19 protein-coding genes and 1 tRNA gene are annotated in these 16,373 nt (G+C 59.8%); 8 read left to right on the forward strand and 12 right to left on the reverse strand.

Annotation, left to right across the window (positions count from 1 at the left end):
• Nucleotides 1–65: 65 nt before the first annotated feature.
• The 3 genes from BLLJ_RS06975 to BLLJ_RS06985 form a co-directional block, all read right to left on the reverse strand.
• Nucleotides 66–139 (reverse strand) — tRNA-Val (locus tag BLLJ_RS06975).
• A 163-nt stretch (nt 140–302) separates the two neighbouring features.
• The gene (locus tag BLLJ_RS06980; protein ID WP_007053292.1) at nt 303–719 is read right to left on the reverse strand and encodes a DUF3052 domain-containing protein; all 417 of its coding nucleotides are present in this window, start codon (nt 717–719) and stop codon (nt 303–305) included.
• 115 nt (nt 720–834) lie between these two features.
• A complete protein-coding gene (locus BLLJ_RS06985) occupies nt 835–1,716 on the reverse strand; it encodes a S16 family serine protease (RefSeq protein WP_007056931.1) in 882 nt (293 codons plus the stop codon).
• A 220-nt stretch (nt 1,717–1,936) separates the two neighbouring features.
• Here BLLJ_RS06985 and BLLJ_RS06990 point away from each other — a divergent pair, with 220 nt between their 5' ends.
• The gene (locus BLLJ_RS06990; protein WP_007055437.1) at nt 1,937–3,682 is read left to right on the forward strand and encodes a zinc-dependent metalloprotease; all 1,746 of its coding nucleotides are present in this window, start codon (nt 1,937–1,939) and stop codon (nt 3,680–3,682) included.
• 72 nt (nt 3,683–3,754) lie between these two features.
• On the opposite strand, the gene BLLJ_RS06995 is transcribed toward BLLJ_RS06990, so the two are convergent.
• Nucleotides 3,755–5,329 carry an ATP-dependent helicase gene (locus tag BLLJ_RS06995; RefSeq protein ID WP_008782659.1) on the reverse strand — a complete coding sequence of 525 codons (1,575 nt, stop codon included), beginning with the start codon at nt 5,327–5,329 and terminating at the stop codon, nt 3,755–3,757.
• Nucleotides 5,330–5,474: 145 nt separating this feature from the next.
• Between BLLJ_RS06995 and BLLJ_RS07000 the strand changes: the two genes are divergently transcribed.
• A complete protein-coding gene (locus tag BLLJ_RS07000) occupies nt 5,475–7,130 on the forward strand; it encodes a phosphotransferase (protein ID WP_013410460.1) in 1,656 nt (551 codons plus the stop codon).
• 148 nt (nt 7,131–7,278) lie between these two features.
• Nucleotides 7,279–7,503, forward strand: a complete 225-nt coding sequence (locus BLLJ_RS07005) for a DUF3107 domain-containing protein (protein WP_007054042.1) — start codon at nt 7,279–7,281, stop codon at nt 7,501–7,503.
• A gap of 60 nt (nt 7,504–7,563) precedes the next feature.
• Here BLLJ_RS07005 and BLLJ_RS07010 read toward each other — a convergent pair whose 3' ends face one another.
• Nucleotides 7,564–8,457: a PHP domain-containing protein gene (locus BLLJ_RS07010; RefSeq protein WP_013582841.1), complete on the reverse strand. Its 894-nt coding sequence runs from the start codon at nt 8,455–8,457 to the stop codon at nt 7,564–7,566.
• Between the two features lie 137 nt (nt 8,458–8,594).
• On the opposite strand from BLLJ_RS07010, the gene BLLJ_RS07015 reads away from it, so the two are divergent.
• Nucleotides 8,595–9,332, forward strand: a complete 738-nt coding sequence (locus BLLJ_RS07015; RefSeq protein WP_007054040.1) for a vitamin K epoxide reductase family protein — start codon at nt 8,595–8,597, stop codon at nt 9,330–9,332.
• 5 nt (nt 9,333–9,337) lie between these two features.
• Here BLLJ_RS07015 and dapF read toward each other — a convergent pair whose 3' ends face one another.
• Nucleotides 9,338–10,231, reverse strand: a complete 894-nt coding sequence (dapF, locus tag BLLJ_RS07020; protein ID WP_007054039.1) for a diaminopimelate epimerase — start codon at nt 10,229–10,231, stop codon at nt 9,338–9,340.
• A gap of 107 nt (nt 10,232–10,338) precedes the next feature.
• Between dapF and murI the strand changes: the two genes are divergently transcribed.
• Together murI and BLLJ_RS07030 are read left to right on the forward strand one after the other, a co-directional pair.
• A complete protein-coding gene (murI, locus tag BLLJ_RS07025) occupies nt 10,339–11,133 on the forward strand; it encodes a glutamate racemase (RefSeq protein ID WP_007053283.1) in 795 nt (264 codons plus the stop codon).
• Nucleotides 11,134–11,261: 128 nt separating this feature from the next.
• The gene (locus BLLJ_RS07030; RefSeq protein WP_008782662.1) at nt 11,262–12,107 is read left to right on the forward strand and encodes a patatin family protein; all 846 of its coding nucleotides are present in this window, start codon (nt 11,262–11,264) and stop codon (nt 12,105–12,107) included.
• A gap of 66 nt (nt 12,108–12,173) precedes the next feature.
• On the opposite strand, the gene BLLJ_RS07035 is transcribed toward BLLJ_RS07030, so the two are convergent.
• From BLLJ_RS07035 to BLLJ_RS07050, 4 genes are all read right to left on the reverse strand, one after another.
• Nucleotides 12,174–13,073, reverse strand: a complete 900-nt coding sequence (locus BLLJ_RS07035) for an SPFH domain-containing protein (RefSeq protein WP_007053281.1) — start codon at nt 13,071–13,073, stop codon at nt 12,174–12,176.
• A gap of 159 nt (nt 13,074–13,232) precedes the next feature.
• Nucleotides 13,233–13,502, reverse strand: coding sequence for a PLP-dependent transferase (locus BLLJ_RS07040; RefSeq protein WP_013582842.1), 270 nt, complete (start codon nt 13,500–13,502; stop codon nt 13,233–13,235).
• A gap of 63 nt (nt 13,503–13,565) precedes the next feature.
• A complete protein-coding gene (locus BLLJ_RS07045) occupies nt 13,566–13,922 on the reverse strand; it encodes an NIL domain-containing protein (RefSeq protein ID WP_226784190.1) in 357 nt (118 codons plus the stop codon).
• A 58-nt stretch (nt 13,923–13,980) separates the two neighbouring features.
• On the reverse strand, nt 13,981–14,166 hold the full coding sequence (locus BLLJ_RS07050) for a hypothetical protein (RefSeq protein ID WP_007054035.1): 186 nt from the start codon (nt 14,164–14,166) through the stop codon (nt 13,981–13,983).
• Between BLLJ_RS07050 and BLLJ_RS11530 the strand changes: the two genes are divergently transcribed.
• On the forward strand, nt 14,165–14,308 hold the full coding sequence (locus BLLJ_RS11530) for a hypothetical protein (RefSeq protein WP_286112699.1): 144 nt from the start codon (nt 14,165–14,167) through the stop codon (nt 14,306–14,308). The genes BLLJ_RS07050 and BLLJ_RS11530 overlap by 2 nt on opposite strands.
• The gene (locus BLLJ_RS07055) at nt 14,286–14,498 is read left to right on the forward strand and encodes a helix-turn-helix domain-containing protein (protein ID WP_007053277.1); all 213 of its coding nucleotides are present in this window, start codon (nt 14,286–14,288) and stop codon (nt 14,496–14,498) included. The genes BLLJ_RS11530 and BLLJ_RS07055 overlap by 23 nt, the downstream gene beginning before the upstream one ends.
• Before the next feature lie 110 nt (nt 14,499–14,608).
• On the opposite strand, the gene BLLJ_RS07060 is transcribed toward BLLJ_RS07055, so the two are convergent.
• The gene (locus BLLJ_RS07060) at nt 14,609–14,860 is read right to left on the reverse strand and encodes a mycoredoxin (RefSeq protein ID WP_007054033.1); all 252 of its coding nucleotides are present in this window, start codon (nt 14,858–14,860) and stop codon (nt 14,609–14,611) included.
• A gap of 249 nt (nt 14,861–15,109) precedes the next feature.
• Entirely contained in the window at nt 15,110–16,342 is a 1,233-nt protein-coding gene (locus tag BLLJ_RS07065; protein ID WP_013582844.1) for a trans-sulfuration enzyme family protein, read from the reverse strand.
• Nucleotides 16,343–16,373: the final 31 nt, after the last annotated feature.

The raw sequence follows: 16,373 nt of genomic DNA on the forward strand, positions 1-16,373 counted from the left end.
GGGAATATCGTCACAGCCTATATCCGTGGAATGAGGGGATTCCATGAAGCGATGAAAAATGAAAGTGGGCAATGAGGGACTCGAACCCCCGACATCCACCGTGTAAAGGTGGCGCTCTAACCAACTGAGCTAATTGCCCGCAAATGACAACAATAGCGTATGGCCAGCACTGCGCGACACGTGGTGTCGCATACGCGTGCCGTAGCGCTCAATCGCAATGACATTCAGTCACGCCCAGCAGCACTACGCAGCACACGACGCCGGTCAACACGCTTAAAGTCAAGCGTATTGATTGAGGCTTATCAGCGGCCCTTGCCGAATGCGCGCAGGCGGATGCCGTTCCAGTCCGAGCTGACGGTCAGCGGGGTGGCGGCGTTCATACCGGCGGTCTGTGCAGCGGACTGCACGGTGGACGAGCTGGCGGCACCCGGGCGGCCGGGCTTGGGAGTCAGTATCCACAGCGGGCCGTCATTGCCCAGTACCGCGTAGGCGTCAACGATCGTATCGGACAATTCGTCCTCATCATCGCCGTCGCGCCACCATACGATGACGCCGTCCACAGCGGAGTCGTAGTCCTCGTCCACGAGATCCTCGCCCGTGAGCTCTTCAATCTGGGCACGAATGGAATCGTCCACGTCGTCGTCCCAGAGCCACTCCTGGACGATATCGCCGGGCTCGAAACCAAATTCTTCAGCGTTCTGTGATGCCGTTTGATTCACAGGGGACACATTAGCAAGTCTTCGCGAACAAATGCGTTAACGCGGCCGAAAATCGCCGCATTGTGGGCAGACCCATGCGAGTCGTCTCACCAGAAACAACGACTGGCCGCGCGTGTCATGCCTCGCAATGAGGCAAATCGTCGGCCTGCCCCTTGCCGATGGCCACCAACGCCTGATACGCCTCGTTCAGCGTGGCGACCTTGACGTCGCGCAGACCATCCGGCACGCGGCCTGCCACATCCAAACAATTCGACGCGGGGGCCAGGAACCATGTGGCGCCATCGCGCTTGGCGCCAAGCATCTTCAGCTCTATGCCGCCGATTCTGCCGACTTTGCCGTCCTTGTCTATGGTGCCGGTGCCGGCGATGGTCTTGCCGCCGCTCTCGTTGGCGGGGGTGAGTTTGTCGATGAGACCGAGCGTGTACATCATGCCTGCGGACGGCCCGCCGATGCTGTCCACGTGCATCGTCACCTTGGCGTGTTGCAATGCACTGGCGTCAATGTCCAGTTCGTCCGCATGGGCTTTGGCATACGCCAGACCGACGGCACTGGCCGAATCCTGGGAACCGGCCATGTCTTGTTCGACTTTCTTCTGATACTGGTCCGCACTCTGGCCCACCGGTACCGTGGCCTCACGCGGCATGACCTCCACCTGCGGATTGCCCCAACCCCAGACGGCCTGCGCGTTGATGATCGGGTACCCGGGCACGCCGGACGCGTTCACCGTGGTCAGCAGCAGCTTGCCGGAATCCTTATACGTCGTCACGCCGGTACCAGTGATGTCGATAACCGCACCATCCTCAACTTTGCCCAGCACATCCTGGGTGGGTCCGGGCATCTCGATGACGTACGGGCTGGGCAGCAGCAGAATCACCACACCAAGCAACACGGCGAATGCACCGACGAAATGGCGTTTCGAACGAGCGGCCGCATAGGCCCGAGCACGGCTGATTCCACGAGATAGGCGCGAATCATGCTTCACTTCGAACGATGGCATGTGCTCATCTCCCGCTTCCGAATCCGCAGTCGGGCTCTCCTGCTCCTGGACGAGGTCTGGTTCCTGATTCCTGTGGCGTGCAAACATACCCTACAGTGTAAGCGGAGGGCCGAAATCGGCCGAAAACGAACATAAACCGAAAATAATGCTCGGCCACAAGCGAACAGGCCCGGGCAGACCCTACACTTGGGGTAACACACCGCGGCAAAGAAGGATACGCATGGACGACAACGCGATTCACGAGTGGCTGATCAAATGCTTCGGCCCCATTCAGGGTGAGATGGCCTGGCAGCAGATCAGCCAGTTGCCTGAGGAGATCCGTGAACAGCTGATGAGTCAGGACCCCAGCCGACTGCCCAATCCATCTGAAGTCCAGCAGATGATGGCCGCGTTCAGCGCCGGCGGACTCAACACGATGGGTGATATGCAGCGCACTGTCGAGGAAGGGCCGATCAACGTCAAGCTCGCCAAGTCGATTGCCTTGCAGCAGGCCAACGCCTCCGGTTCTGCATCCAGCGTGTCCGCCGTGGATGGCGAGGCGGCTCGCCGCGCGATGAGTGAGGCGAACCTGTGGCTGGATACCGCCTGCGAGTTCAATCCCGCACCCGGCGATCCGGATGTGCTGACCCGCGCCGGCTGGGTGGAGGGCACCATCGACCAGTGGGCGAAGTTCGCAGCTCCTGTGGCCGAGTCGATGAACGACGCTTTGGCTTCGGTGATTTCGGAGCGTCTTGGCGGCGCGTTCGGCGATGGCGAGATTGCCGGCATGTTCGCCGGACCGGTGCCGATTCCGATTCCCGACGGTATGAAAGACCCAGCCCAACTGATGAAGCTGCTGGGCAACACGTCCTTTGCCATGCAGTTGGGGCATGCGGCCGGCAATCTGAGCCATGAAGTGCATGGCAGCTTCGATCAGGGCATCGCGTTGCTGAAGAACCCGGCTGGTGGACTGATTGCCCAGAACGCCACCGAATACGCGAAGATGCTGAACGGTGAGGCTTCTGCGGCCGAGGCCGACACGGCCGGCACTTCAACCGACTCGGTCAATCCGTTCTCCACATCCACCGACGCTTCTGCCAATCCCATTGGCTTCACTTCGGCCGGCAACAGCGATACTCCGGCAACTGACGGTACCGCCCAAGTCTCCGGCTCTGATGCTTCCGCCGATGCCGCCGACGCCGCCGCGTTCGAGGCTGCGCTCTCCGGATTCGAGACCACCGAGAAAATCCCCGAATCTGAAGTGCTTTCCTTCCTGGCCCTGCAGGAAATGGCTCACGCCCGCCTGTATGCCTCGGTACCGTGGCTGATGCCGCGTTTCGAGGCGCTCATCGGCAAGTACGCACGCGGCATCTCCATTGATCTGGATGCGATGGAGGAACAGCTGCGTGACGCCACGTCAATGGATCCGGAGTCGATTTCCGGCGCGGTGAATCTCACCAAGGTCGGCATCCCCGACACTCCCGAACAGCGCGAGGCGCTGGCTTCGCTGGAATCGCTGCTGGCTATGGTCGAGGGCTGGGTGGATTGCGTGGTGTGGCGCGCCGGTATGGCCCATCTGCCTCATATCGAACAGTTGCGTGAGATGATGCGCCGCGAGCGCGCGATGGGTGGCCCCGCCGAGCGTACGTTCGAAAGTCTGCTCGGTTTGCAGCTGCGTCCCAAGCGCATGCGCGAGGCCACCGGGCTATGGGAGATGATCACCGCCGCCGAAGGCCCTGAAGGCCGTGACGCCAAGTGGTCGCATCCCGATCTGCTGCCTTCGCTGCCTGGCGACAAGCCCGCAGATGGCGCGTCTCCGTCATCCGACGCCCCTTCAGGTTCTTCTTCCGATGCCAACGGTTCCGCTTCTCACCCTGCCGCAGATGGCAAGACCGGCGATATCGATTGGGATGCCGAACTGTCCAAGCTGCTCGGCGAAGATGGCGAAGACGGTGAAAACGGCAACTCGGAGGATACGCAGGCATAGTCAACCGGCCTTCAGCCAATTCCCGCTCCTGAACGACGTTCAGGAGCATTCAGTATGCATTACAGACGCCCGTCACAAAAATCGTGATGGGCGTCTGCGCTGCACTCCATAACCATCCTTGGTCCGTGCATACGACAAATGCAGCGAATCCTCAGCTCGGGTGATGCCCACATACATAAGCCGGCGTTCCTCTTCCAGCGCATCCCCCGTTTCCGGCGAACCATACGGCAAGAGCCCTTCCGAACAGCCGATCAGAAACACGTGCTTGAATTCCAGACCCTTGGATGCGTGGATCGTGGAAATCGTAACCCCGAGATCGTCGTTTGCGGCAAGTCCGGTGGCGTCCAAACCCATCGCCTCCAATAGTGCGCGTTTGGACGCGGCATCGTCGGCGAGCGCGGATGATTGCCATCCCGAATCCTTGCGGACGCGATATTTCAGTCTCGCAGCGCGCAAGGCGGCACCGAATACCGGCTGTTGGGCGTTGATGCGGGTGAGGATCGCGCAATCGGACGGCTTGGCCCCGTTGGCAACCAACCGGGCTATGCGTGCCGCCACGCCCTGTGCCTCTTCCATATCGCTCTCATAAGCGGTTCGGGTAACGCGCGGGCCGGATTCACGGGCGGAAACCAGTTTCAGGTAATCCTCACGGTTCGGCGCGGCCGCAAGCACCCGGTTGGCGAGGTTCACGACTTCCGGCGTCGAACGATAGTCGGTGTTGAGATTGACATCGGCGGCGAGCGGCCCGAATTCATCGGCGAAACGCAGCAGATCCCAGCTGGAGGCACCGGCAAACGAGTAGATGGTCTGGGCCGGATCGCCCACGACGCATACGTTGCGGTTCATTGCGCTCTTGCCGTCAGGTCCTCCCCCGCCCAGCCACAGGGTCAGCAGCCTGTGTTGCAGGGGCGAGACGTCCTGATACTCGTCGACGGTGAGCCAGCCGATGGTGGAACGAATTTGGGCGGCGGCTTCGGGAAAACCATCCATGATATGGCATACGAGCAGCAGAATATCGTCAAAATCGATTTCGCCACGCGAGGTCTTTTCCTGCTCGTAGGCGCTGTAGACGTCGGCGAACCGAGCGGTGTCGAGTCCGGCGGGCGGCTGCCTATGGGCGATGGCACATGCCCGGGCATAATCTTCCACCGCCACCAACGAGATTTTGGCCCAATTGATTTCGGCGAGCACATCGCGAACGGTCAGCGGATCGGCATCGGTACGTGCGGTGGCGCGGATGATCGCGCGGGAGACGACGTCACGCTGATCTTCGATCACATGCGGAAATGGAGCCTCGCATATGTCTGCCCAGACGCTGTTGAGCTGATGCAATGCCGCTGAGTGGAAGGTCGCGGCCGTGACTCCGGCAGTTCCCGCACCCAAACCGGAACGTCCAGTACCTCCCCCTACGCCGAGCTGGCCCAATCGTGCGCGCATTTCCGCCGCCGCTTTTACCGAAAAGGTGACGGCAAGCACCCGCTCCGGCTTCCATGCCCCGGTGGCGCAGGCATAGGCGATTCGCCGCGTGACCGTGCGTGTTTTACCGGCACCTGCGCCGGCGATAATGCGCACCGGCCCTTGCAACGTAGTCGCGGCGGTACGCTGCCGCTCATCGAGCCCCTCAAGAATCCCCTGCGCCTGTTCCATGCGTCCATTGTGGCACGATTCGCGCTCACGGCACGACTCATGCCTATGGCTGAATCGGACTCACGACAAAACATCGCCAGAATCATGCGTTTTGCGTGTCATTCTGCGGTGCGAATCGCCACGGATGTATTAGTGTGGAAGGGTGATGAAACGTAGCGATTATATGTTGGCGGCACTCGCCTCAGCCGTCCTGCCGAATCTGGGGGTGGCCGGCGTACGCGAGAACGTGCAGGCCAGCGCAACCGACGAGGCCAAAGGCATCGATCAGACCGTGATCCAAGATGCCTCAGGCAAGTTGTACGACGTATACGCCACTAATACCAAGGAAGGGCGTACGCGTCTGATTCGCCGTGTGAAAGCGGCGCAGACACTGGCAGCCGCGCGCGAGCCTGGTGGCCTCGGCTTCGATATGGACCGTGTGGTCGCGTTCGCCCCGGGAGACGTTTCCCGACCCGGCCAGACGGCCACCGCACAGGCCGTGGGGCAGCAGACCCAGGCGGAGTCCACACCGCTGACCCCGCGCAAGCCCGGTCCCACAGGCGAGACGACCGTGATGATTGCCGTCCACCGTGATGGCCAGGCGCGGCCTCTCGACCTGTTGACATTGGATGACTGCGCGGCCGTCGGCACCGCCATCGGAGCCATTCATCGCCTGCCTTCGACTTTTCTGGCCAATGCCAAATATCCGGTAGTTACCACCGGTCAGATTCGTTCGCAGCTGACCGCCTGGATTCGCCGCTTACGCTCCGCCGGCCATGTTCCCCAAGAAATCACCGACAGCTGGGCGCGCATCATGGACACCGAGGGATTGTGGTCGTTCTCCACCTGCACGGTTCACGGCGGATTTTCCGACGGCGACTTCCTGTTCTCCGGTTCCACCATCACCACGGTGACCAACTGGCAGGATATGCAGGTCAACGATCCGGCACGAGACCTTGCCTGGATTTTCGGCAAGCTCGACGAATCCCATCGCAACGCCGTGCTTTCCGCATACGGCCGCATGATGGGCTCTCGACTTGACGATCTCATCATGCTCAGGGCCAACCTGTGGCTGCAGATGGAACAGGTGGGCGAATTCATTCAGGCGTTGAACCGTGCGGACAACGATCACATCATGCAGTTCAAGGCACAGGTCGAACGACTCGCACACCAGTTGGGCGTGATCAAGCACACTCCGGCACCGGCCCCAGCCGCAGGGTCGGCCGCCGCCTCGTCAACGAAGCCCGGTTTGCCTTCCACAATCACCGTCGGCACATTGTTGCAGGACGACCGTCATCAGGCACCCGCACAACCGCAGCAGTCCGACACCGGTACCGCGGCGGCCGAGGTCTCGGACGACACGCCCGATCCCGATCGCACCGGTTCCGCTGACATCGTGGCCGCTGGCGACGTGGATCTTACCCCGGAAGTCGAACCCGATGCTGACCGGACCGCCAATCACCCGCAAACGAATGTCTCCGGCATCGCAACCGGTACGGGATCGACCAAACCGCAGCCCTCACATGGCGCTTCCCATTCTTCGGTGACGATCACGCTGAAGGAGCTCCTCAGTATGAACGGGCATAGCGGCACGACGTCAACCGACGCTTCCCCTGCGTCTCAATCCGCCGCCCCGACCGACGATGCGGTGAATGACGATACTCCGGACAGTCTCGTTCAGTACGGAGCCTCGAGTGCCCAAACCACGGTGATTCCGCTGTTGGAGCGGGAAGAACGCGCTCTGCGCGATGCCCGTGCCGGGTTGGACGGGTATGACAGCGAGGGCAATCCGCTGGCCGAATCGTCCACATCATCCAAATAATGTCGTGTGCGGTGTTCCGCGCCACGCCGAGCGCGTAACACCGCACATGACGACGCAGACACGCGGCACAATAGAGTACAGAACCTCGGCCGGCGACGGCCACTTACCATGATGTTCGTCACAAAGACGGCAGAACAAGGAGCCTTATATGGATATCGAACTGGGCATTCAGAACGTGGCACGACCGGTGAACTTCAGCACCGACGAATCAGCCGACAATGTGAGCCAGGCCATCGCGCAGGCCGTGGCCGACAACGCGACGATCGATCTGACCGATGACAAGGGCCGTCGCATCATCGTGCCCGCCAAGGCACTCGGTTACGCGATCATCGGCTCCGAAACCAAGCACGCCGTCGGCTTCGGCACGCTGTGACCATGAATCGCGCATAAGCGGCCTTGGGCATTATCTCAAGGCCGCTTTTGTATTGCTGAATCACCGATATAGCGGAAGCACGCCGCGATGAACGATCTCTTCGACAGTGGCCTCGTCGGTGAGGTTCTCCCCCAGTTTGTTCGGTTTGCCTTTGCCATGCCAGTCAGACCCACCGGTGACCAGCAGCTGGTGCCGGCGGCAGATGGTGAGCAGCCGTTCTCGTTGCTCCGGTGAATTGCCACGGTGCCATACCTCCAGCCCGTCCAGTCCTTCGCTGATCAATGCCTCGATCTGGTCATCGGACAACAGTCTGCGGTTACGGCTCACATCACCGGCATGGGCGATCAGAATCACACCGCCCGCTCCCTTGACGGCGGCCACCACTTCATGAGAGGTCGGCGAAGGCGTGGGAATATAGTATTTGGATGAGGCGCTGACCGCATCCGCAAACGCTTCCGAACGAGTCCGATATACGCCGGCACTCACCAAAGCATCAGCGATGTGAGGCCGGCCAATGGTGGTTTTGCTACCCTCCTTGACTTGGGCGAGCACGGATTGCCAGGTAATCGGATAATCACGAGACAACAATTCGACCATGCGCTGCGTGCGTTGCAACCGTGCGGCTCGAGTATTGGCGAACAAGTCCGCGATGTGCTGATTCGTGGGATCATACTGGTAGCCGAGCATGTGCACGGAGACGTTCTCATCCGTGGCGGTGATCTCGGTGCCGCGGAGCAACGGCAAACCGACCCTATGAGCCGCGGCTTCGGCCTCCGGCCAGCCGGCGGTGGTGTCATGATCGGAAATGGCCACGCCCTTGAGTCCCAATGCCTTGGATTGTTCGGCCAACGTGGCCGGCGTTTCCGTGCCATCCGAGAAGGCGGTATGGCAGTGGATGTCCCACCCGACGGCGGGCGGTTCCAAAGGCATCACATATCCAGTCATACCTTCCATCGTAACCTCATTTCAGCATTCCCACGCAAGGCGCAGACAGGTCGTCACCTTCTGCCAACGGCCGAAACCAGACATTCGGCACCCAGCTGACAACCGCAGAGGCTAATCTGGAGCGCAGCGCTATCGAAAGGGACATGATGACTCGTAACACCGCAACCGACACATCATCCAGCACCACGAACACCACGCCGCTTGGCTTGGCGGAGGCACGACCGTTGATTGGATGGCGCCACAGTGCCACTTGGACATATCTCATCATGCTGATTGCCTCGGCAGTGGCGTTGGGGGCCTCGCTCATTCTGTCCGCTGAGACTTTGCAATTGGCTCGGCATCCGGAGTCCGCACTCGGCTGCGATCTGAACTCGGTGGTGTCCTGTTCGGCGGTGGCCCAGTCCTGGCAAGCGGAAATCGCGAAGTTCGGCGGGCTGAGCTATCCGAACGCGTTCTTCGGCATCGCCGCCGAATCGGTGTTCATTACCATCGCGGTGATCGGTTTGGCGCGTGTGAAGGTGCCGCGTTGGTTCGCGACCTGCACGTGGCTGGGCGGACTGGCCGCTTTGGCTTACTCGTACTGGCTGAGCACGCAGTCGCTGTTCGTGATTCACGCGCTGTGCCCGTGGTGCCTGACCCTGATGTTCTCCACCACCATCCAGTTCATGGCGTTGAGCCATGCGACCGTGGCCGTGCAGGGATTGCCGTCGCGTAAGGCTGTGGCGGCTGATGATAGCGACGGTGAGGCTGAGGTCGCGGCGGTGCCGGCCGGACTCAATAAGTATTACCGCCTCAACATCGACCTCATGGTCGACATACTGTGGATCGTGGCGATCGTGGTACTCATCATCGTCACCGAAGGCGCGGCCCTGTTCGCTGCCTGATTCCTTTACAACAAATCGATATCGGCGACCAGCGTGGCTGCTCCGGTCAGCTTTACGTCGCTGTCGGTGACGTCCACGCGCAGGGTGCCGCCACGTACGGTGATGTCCCAGTGGCTGATGCCGGTCTTGGCCCGCAGCACAATGCCTGTGGCGCACAGGCCGGTGCCGCAGGACAGGGTTTCGCCGCAGCCACGTTCGTTGACGCGCATCGTGGCTTCACCCACGCCGGTGCTCTGATCGATGTCGTCGACCCGCACGAATTCCACGTTCTGGTCGGATTCGATGACCGGAGCCACCACTGGTTTGGTGACCAAATCCAGTGATTCAACCACTGGCAGGGACGCGAAGGCATCCTCGATCACCGCGACCACATGCGGGTTGCCCATATCCACAAACGTACCGCGCGCCGAGCCCTCAGTGCCGGGGATGGTGACCTCGTAGGCGTCGGTTTCGCCGATCTTCCACTCCCCCATTTCGACCTGGAACACGTTGGCTCCGTACGGCCTCATATTGCCGCGTGGCGTCAGAATCTTGACGCCGGCACGGGTGCCGAGGCGGAACGGCTCGGTGGAGTCGGCCACCCCCTCACGCTGAGCGAACAAGGTGATGGCGCGTGTACCGTTGCCGCACATCTCCGCCAACGATCCATCCGCATTGCGATAGTCCATGAACCATTTCGCGCCCCCGGCCAGTACGTCCGAAAGCTGATCATCGCTTAAATCAGACACGAAATCAGGCCGTGTCAGGCGAATCAGGCCGTCACCGCCAATGCCGAAGTGACGGTCGCACAGGAATCGGACCTCATCGGCGGTAGGCTCGAATTTGCCGGACTTGTCGAGGTATACCACGAAATCATTGCCGGTTGCGTGTGTCTTGGTTACTCGTTGCGGAAGACTCATGGCTTTCAGAGTACTCTAGGGAGCGAAACAACACCGCAAAACAATCGGCTTTGTGATCGGTCGCGGCAACATACGGTTGCAGTCATGGCTATAGGGAGGATTCAGGCATGAGCTCTTCGGCTCCAATCGGCGTATTCGATTCGGGTCTTGGCGGTATTTCCGTGGCTCGCCAAATCGCCAAGGATATGCCGGCCGAGCATGTGCTGTATTTTGGTGATTCGGCCAACGCACCGTACGGCATCAAGACGCCTGAACAAGTGAGGGCCCTGAGTTTCGATATTGTCGAACGGTTCGTGCGTCAAGGCGTCAAGGCCGTGGTCATCGCATGCAACACCGCCACTTCCGCCGCGGTGAACGATTTGCGCGAACACTACGATATTCCGATCATCGGCATGGAGCCGGCCCTGAAAGTGGCGTGCGACCGTGGTGACGTGCCTTCCGACCCGCATCATATTCCCCAGAGGGTGATTGTGGCGGCCACTCCCCTGACCTTGCGTGAGCGGAAGTTCGCCAAACTGATGGATCGATTCGATTCCAACAACACGATTTTCAAGGAGCCTTGCCCCGACTTGGTGGAGATCGTGGAATCCGGGCGGCTCGGCGACCATGACCTGGTGATGCGCACGCTGCACGGCTACTTCGACCAGTACGACATGGAGCATATCGACTCGGTGGTGCTGGGCTGCACGCATTTCGTGTTCTACCGCGACTACTTCCGCGAGCTGCTGCCCGAACGGGCTGCTGTCATCGACGGCAATGAGGGTACCGTGCGCCATCTGGGCGTGGTGTTGGAGTCCCTGGGCAAACTGGCACCCGAAGACGCGACCGGCGGCGTGGAGCTCGCCAATTCCGATCCGTCCGAACGGATTGCCGAGTTGTCACGCAAATTGCTGAACGTATGAGCCGTTCTTGGCTCCCCTCTCTGAGGGAAGCCAAGGAAGAACCAGACAAATTCACAGCACACTGCCCATATCGTTGTCCGTGCAGCACGCGTAAGCTCATACCAGATTCAAGTGAACAGGGGGTTGGTATGACAAAGACGGCGATGATTGATGTCGGCGGCGGGTTCCGCGCGATTTTCGGCTGTGGTGTTATGGACCGCATGCTGGAGGACGGCATCGACGTGGATATGTGCTACGGCGTTTCCGCCGGCGCGGCCAATATGACCTCATTCATCGCACGCCAGCACGGCCGCAACCACACCTTCTACACCAAGTACGCCTTCCGCAAGGAGTACGCGAGTGCGGAAAGCTTCTTCAAGAACCACAACTTTGCCAACCTCGACTACATCTACGGCACGCTGAGCAATCACGATGGCGAGAATCCGTTGGATTTCGCGGCGTTCGAGGCCAATGAGACCGGGTTCACCGTGGTGGCCTGCAATGCCGAGGACGGCTCGACCAAGTACTTCGACAAATCGCGCGTGCGTTTTGATGATTTCGACATCATCAAGGCTTCGTCCGCCGTGCCGGTGGCCTGCGAGCCGTATGTGGTGGATGGTGTGCCGTATTTCGATGGCGGCATCGCCGATCCGGTGCCGGTGCAGAAGGCGCTGGAGGACGGCTACGATCGCGTGATTCTGATTCTGTCTCGCTTGCGTGACGAAGTGCGCAAGCAGCAGAAGGATTTGGCTCCGGCCCGCATCCTCGAACGCTCCCACCCCGCCGCGGCCGAGAAGCTGCGCATGCGCTACAAGACCTACAACGACGAACTCGAACTCGCCAAGCATTACGAGGCAGAAGGCCGCGTGCTGATTCTCGCCCCGGAAGACCTCTATGGCCTCAACACCCTAAAAAAGAACTTCGAGGGTCTGGAAATGATGTATCGCAAGGGATACGCGGCGGCCGAGGCCATTCCGGCATTCCTTCAGGCATAGCGATAGTGAAGTCCCTCGCTTGGAGGGACTTCACTATCGATGGATGGGGATTCGCAAACGGGGTGATTACTTCGTCTCGGAAGCGGTGAGCATGGCCTTGGTGACCTGCTCGTAGAGATCCTGATAACCGCCGGGCGTGGAGGCGGGCAGCACCACGGTCTTGGTGTTGTTCGATTCGGACAGCGAGCGCATCACGTCGAGGTACTGGTTGAACAGCACCACGTTGTTCACGTCGTTGATGTTCATGCCCACAGCCTGCAGACTCTTGATCTGGTCGACGATACCGTTGGCGATCTCGCGGCGGTAATTGGCCTGGCCCTCACCCTGCAAGCGAGTCTTCTCCGCATCGGCGGCGGCTTGGGTCTCGATCTGGATACGCTGGGCCTCGGCACGCTGACGGGTGGCTTCCTTTTCACGCTGGGCGGCATTGATGGAGTCCATCGCGTTCTTGACCTGTGGGCTCGGGTCGATGGCGGTGATCAGCGTCTTGACCACGGTGAAGCCGAAACGGCTCATTTCGGCGCCCACGGTCTTCTGCACGTCGAACGCCACATCGTCCTTGCGAGCAAAGGCATCATCCAAAGACAGTGCGGGGATAGCGGAACGCAGCGCGTCCTCCATGTAGGAGCGCAGCTGACCGGCCGGGTCACGCAGCTCGTAGTAGGCGGTGGCCACATCGTTCGGGTTCACGCGGAACTGGGTGGAGGCCACCACGGTGACGAACACATTGTCAAGAGTCTTGGTTTCCAGCTGCACGTTAAGCTGGTTGACACGCATGTTGGTTTTCATGGCGATGCGGTCCACGAACGGGATGCGGATATGGATGCCGGCGAACTGGACCTTAAGGAACTTGCCGAATCGCTCAATGATGTAGGCCTGCTGCTGCGGCACGACGAAGAGTGCGGCACTCAGCAGCACGATGAGTAGCACGATGATAATCAGCGGACCAGCAAAGAATACGGCCATGATGTTTTCCCTTCACCCACGTCGGAACCGCCCTCGGCCTCGACTCGTGATTTCCATCGTATCAGCGTTCAAAACAAAGCGGTAGACATCGTACGCATATGTGTACAACTGTTCACTATGTGTGCATGCTGGCTTCTTATAAAAAAGTGCGGCATCCAATCAGTATGCTGCGGCCATGCCTGAGCCGACAGCCACGGCGCCGATACCGTCCTCCAGCGCGGCAAGCCGCTTTTCCAGTGCATCGACAGTGGGATTGGCCACACGGGAGTACTCGAAGCCGTCGATGTCACCGCCCGCGAGCGCATCGCCGCGCGCCGCGTCACCCAGGTCGAATGCGGCCGAGGCATAGATTGGCGGCACAGCGGCACGGCCGTTATCCAGCGGCTCGTAGCCGGCGTGGATGGCTTGCGTTCGGAAATCAACGTCCATTAATCCTTCTTCCTCATGCCGCTCTATTGTGGCGGGCTCGACTCTATTCCCGAACTTAGCAAGTCATGGTACGCGACACCGGCACATCGGTATCGCAATTGTCAATGCGCGCTTATAAGCAATGGCTATAGAATATCCGCCGAATGCCGGAACACACCAAGCTGCCCAGCCCTCTTTCAGCACCTCGGCCGCAATATTACGCTGCCTCAAATAATTCAAAGCCGCGTCAATCCGTACCGGTTCACCATCGAAAATGGCCACGATGCCCCCTATCGGGGTATCCGCGACGATGTCGATATCTCCAAAGATTATGTTGACATCGATGCCGAACCCTTTAGTAATTTGCGACACCAACGCTTCAGAAACTTCCTTGGACACATATTGCATCCGGACCAATCGTTGACCTTCAGACAATCTCATCAAAAGGGAGTCATGGTTCTCTTTTCATATCTGGCGATAACGCATATCAAATCAGCAATCAGCGCAAAGACGCTCGGTCACTCCATCCGGATAACAACTTTGCCGTTTCGCCTAAGGTGTCGATGACATGGTCAACCGGTGCGTCAGAAAGAGCTTCAGCATAGTTCTCGATGCGATAGTCGAAATAACGATCGGCGCCCAGCGCGCTGCTCTCCGAAAGCACCGGGACGAACGCCGTCAGCATTCGTAACGCCTTGGGAGCGCTCAAACGCGCGGGGCTCATCACAGTGGCACGCGGAACCGGCGGTGCCGAACTTGCCCGCACCCCCCAAGGAAATCACTCTGCTCGATATCTATCAGGCAGTGGAATCCACGAACCTCGATGATGTGATCGGCATCCACGAGAGAGGAAATCACACATGCCCCGTGGCTCGGAATATCCACGACGTTCTCAAAGATGCGTATGCTCCAGTGGCCAAAGCCATGTCGGATTCCATGAGGGAAGTTACGCTTGCCAATATGCTTGCCGACTACCGAAATCGCATTGGGGTCAAAGCCCGGCAACTGGAACAGTAGTGGGCACCGAAGCGTAAGCCCCCTACTCTCTGATCCGCATAAACAGATAAGACGTGCGCCATCAAGACCGATCGATGACGCACGCCTTATGCAGCTCAGACCACGGATTCCTAGTCAGCCAGCAGCCCCAGCTCCTGCAGCTTGTTCCTGATATCCACTGCAGAGGGTTCCACTTGGAACGAGCCGTCATCGTACCGCACCACCGGAATGTGCATCTGGCCGCTGATCGCCACGGCACGGTCGGCGGCACCTTCCTCTTCCTCGATGTTGTGCCAAGTGTATGCCGCGCCCAGTTTGTCGAGAGTGTTCTTTGCCTGGCGGCAGTCGCCGCACCATGTGGCACCGTAGACGTCGATGGTCATATCAGGTCCTTTCTTTGTTCCGCCGCGCTTGACTTTTACGCGGTGCACTATCAAACCGTATTCATCGTAACGGGGATGCTGTGATATCGCGGTTGGCATAATGCGGGCGGTCCGCTTAACCACCCCAGTCGGCTACGCCGACAGCCCTCTGCCAGCGGAGGCGGAACCAGAGCATAAAAAAAGCGGCGCCGGTGTGGCACAACCGACGCCGCTCCCCAGGAGTAGAAAAATAGGCAGAAAAGTATTAGATCAGGCAAACACCCCCGAAGTCAGCTGTTGGAACACGTCGAAGTCGGCATGCCGATCGATGTAACGGGCGTAAGCGATATCGAACGCCTGGCCGAGATCTTCGATCAGATCGTTGGCGTCCTCGATGCCAACGGCGAGACGCACCAATTCATCGGTGATGCCGATCTTCAGACGCTCCTCGCGAGGCAGTTCGAAATGCGTCATACGACACGGCAGCTCGGCAAGAGACTCCACCGCACCCAACGACACAGCAAGACGGAACAGGTGCAGGTTGTTGAGCACGTCAGCCGGATCAACGCCAGGCACGACCTCGAAGCTCAACACGCCACCGACCCCCTTGAGACCTTTGGCAGCCAGACGCTGGTCGCCTGCGCCGGGCAGACCCGGGTAATGCACCGCCTTAACCAGCGGATGCACCAGCAGGTAGCGGGCGATGGCATTGGCATTCTCCTGCTGACGATCCATGCGAAGGGCCAGCGTCTGAATGCCGCGGCGCACCGCGTCGCACTCAGCAGGAGCCAACACACCACCCAAACGGTTCTGCGCGAAGTACACGCGGCTCGCCAGATCCTCACCGGAAACGACCACCAGACCGGCGTTCACATCAGAATGACCGGCCAGATACTTGGTGGCGGAGTGAATCACCACATCGGCACCCAAAGCAAGCGGCTTCTGCAGATACGGGGTCACGAACGTGTTATCCACAATCGAAAGCGCCCCGAAACGGTGGGCCACCGTGGAGATGGCGCGCACGTCGTTCACCTTGAGTAGAGGATTGGTCAGGGTTTCAAAGTAGACGGCTTGGGCAGGCACGATGCCGTTCGCGCGGTCGCCCTTGACGGCGGCCTCCAATGCTGCGATGTCCTGAGTGTCGACGGCCTCAACGATGATTCCCCAGCAAGTGAAGAACTCATTGAGCTGGGAATACGATCCGCCATAAATATTGTCACCGACCACGATGCGGTCGCCGGGCTTGAAAATGCTCAGCACCGCGTGGATCGCCGCGAGACCGGAGGCGAACGCAAAACCACGCGTTCCTTGCTCGAGCTGGGCGATCTGCTGTTCCAGGAAGTCACGTGTGGGATTGCCGCTGCGCGCATAGTCGTAACGGGGCATCGCGTCGACCCTCTCGAAAGCATATGTCGTTGAATTGTAGATCGGCGGGTTCACGGCTCCGGTGTTGTTGTCTCCAACCGGCAGTCCGTGGACGAGCTGAGTATTGAACCTGGTCATTGCGCACCCCCTTAAAGTGTTGCGTCATCTG

The sequence above is a fragment of the Bifidobacterium longum subsp. longum JCM 1217 genome, from assembly GCF_000196555.1.
Lineage (GTDB): Bacteria > Actinomycetota > Actinomycetes > Actinomycetales > Bifidobacteriaceae > Bifidobacterium > Bifidobacterium longum.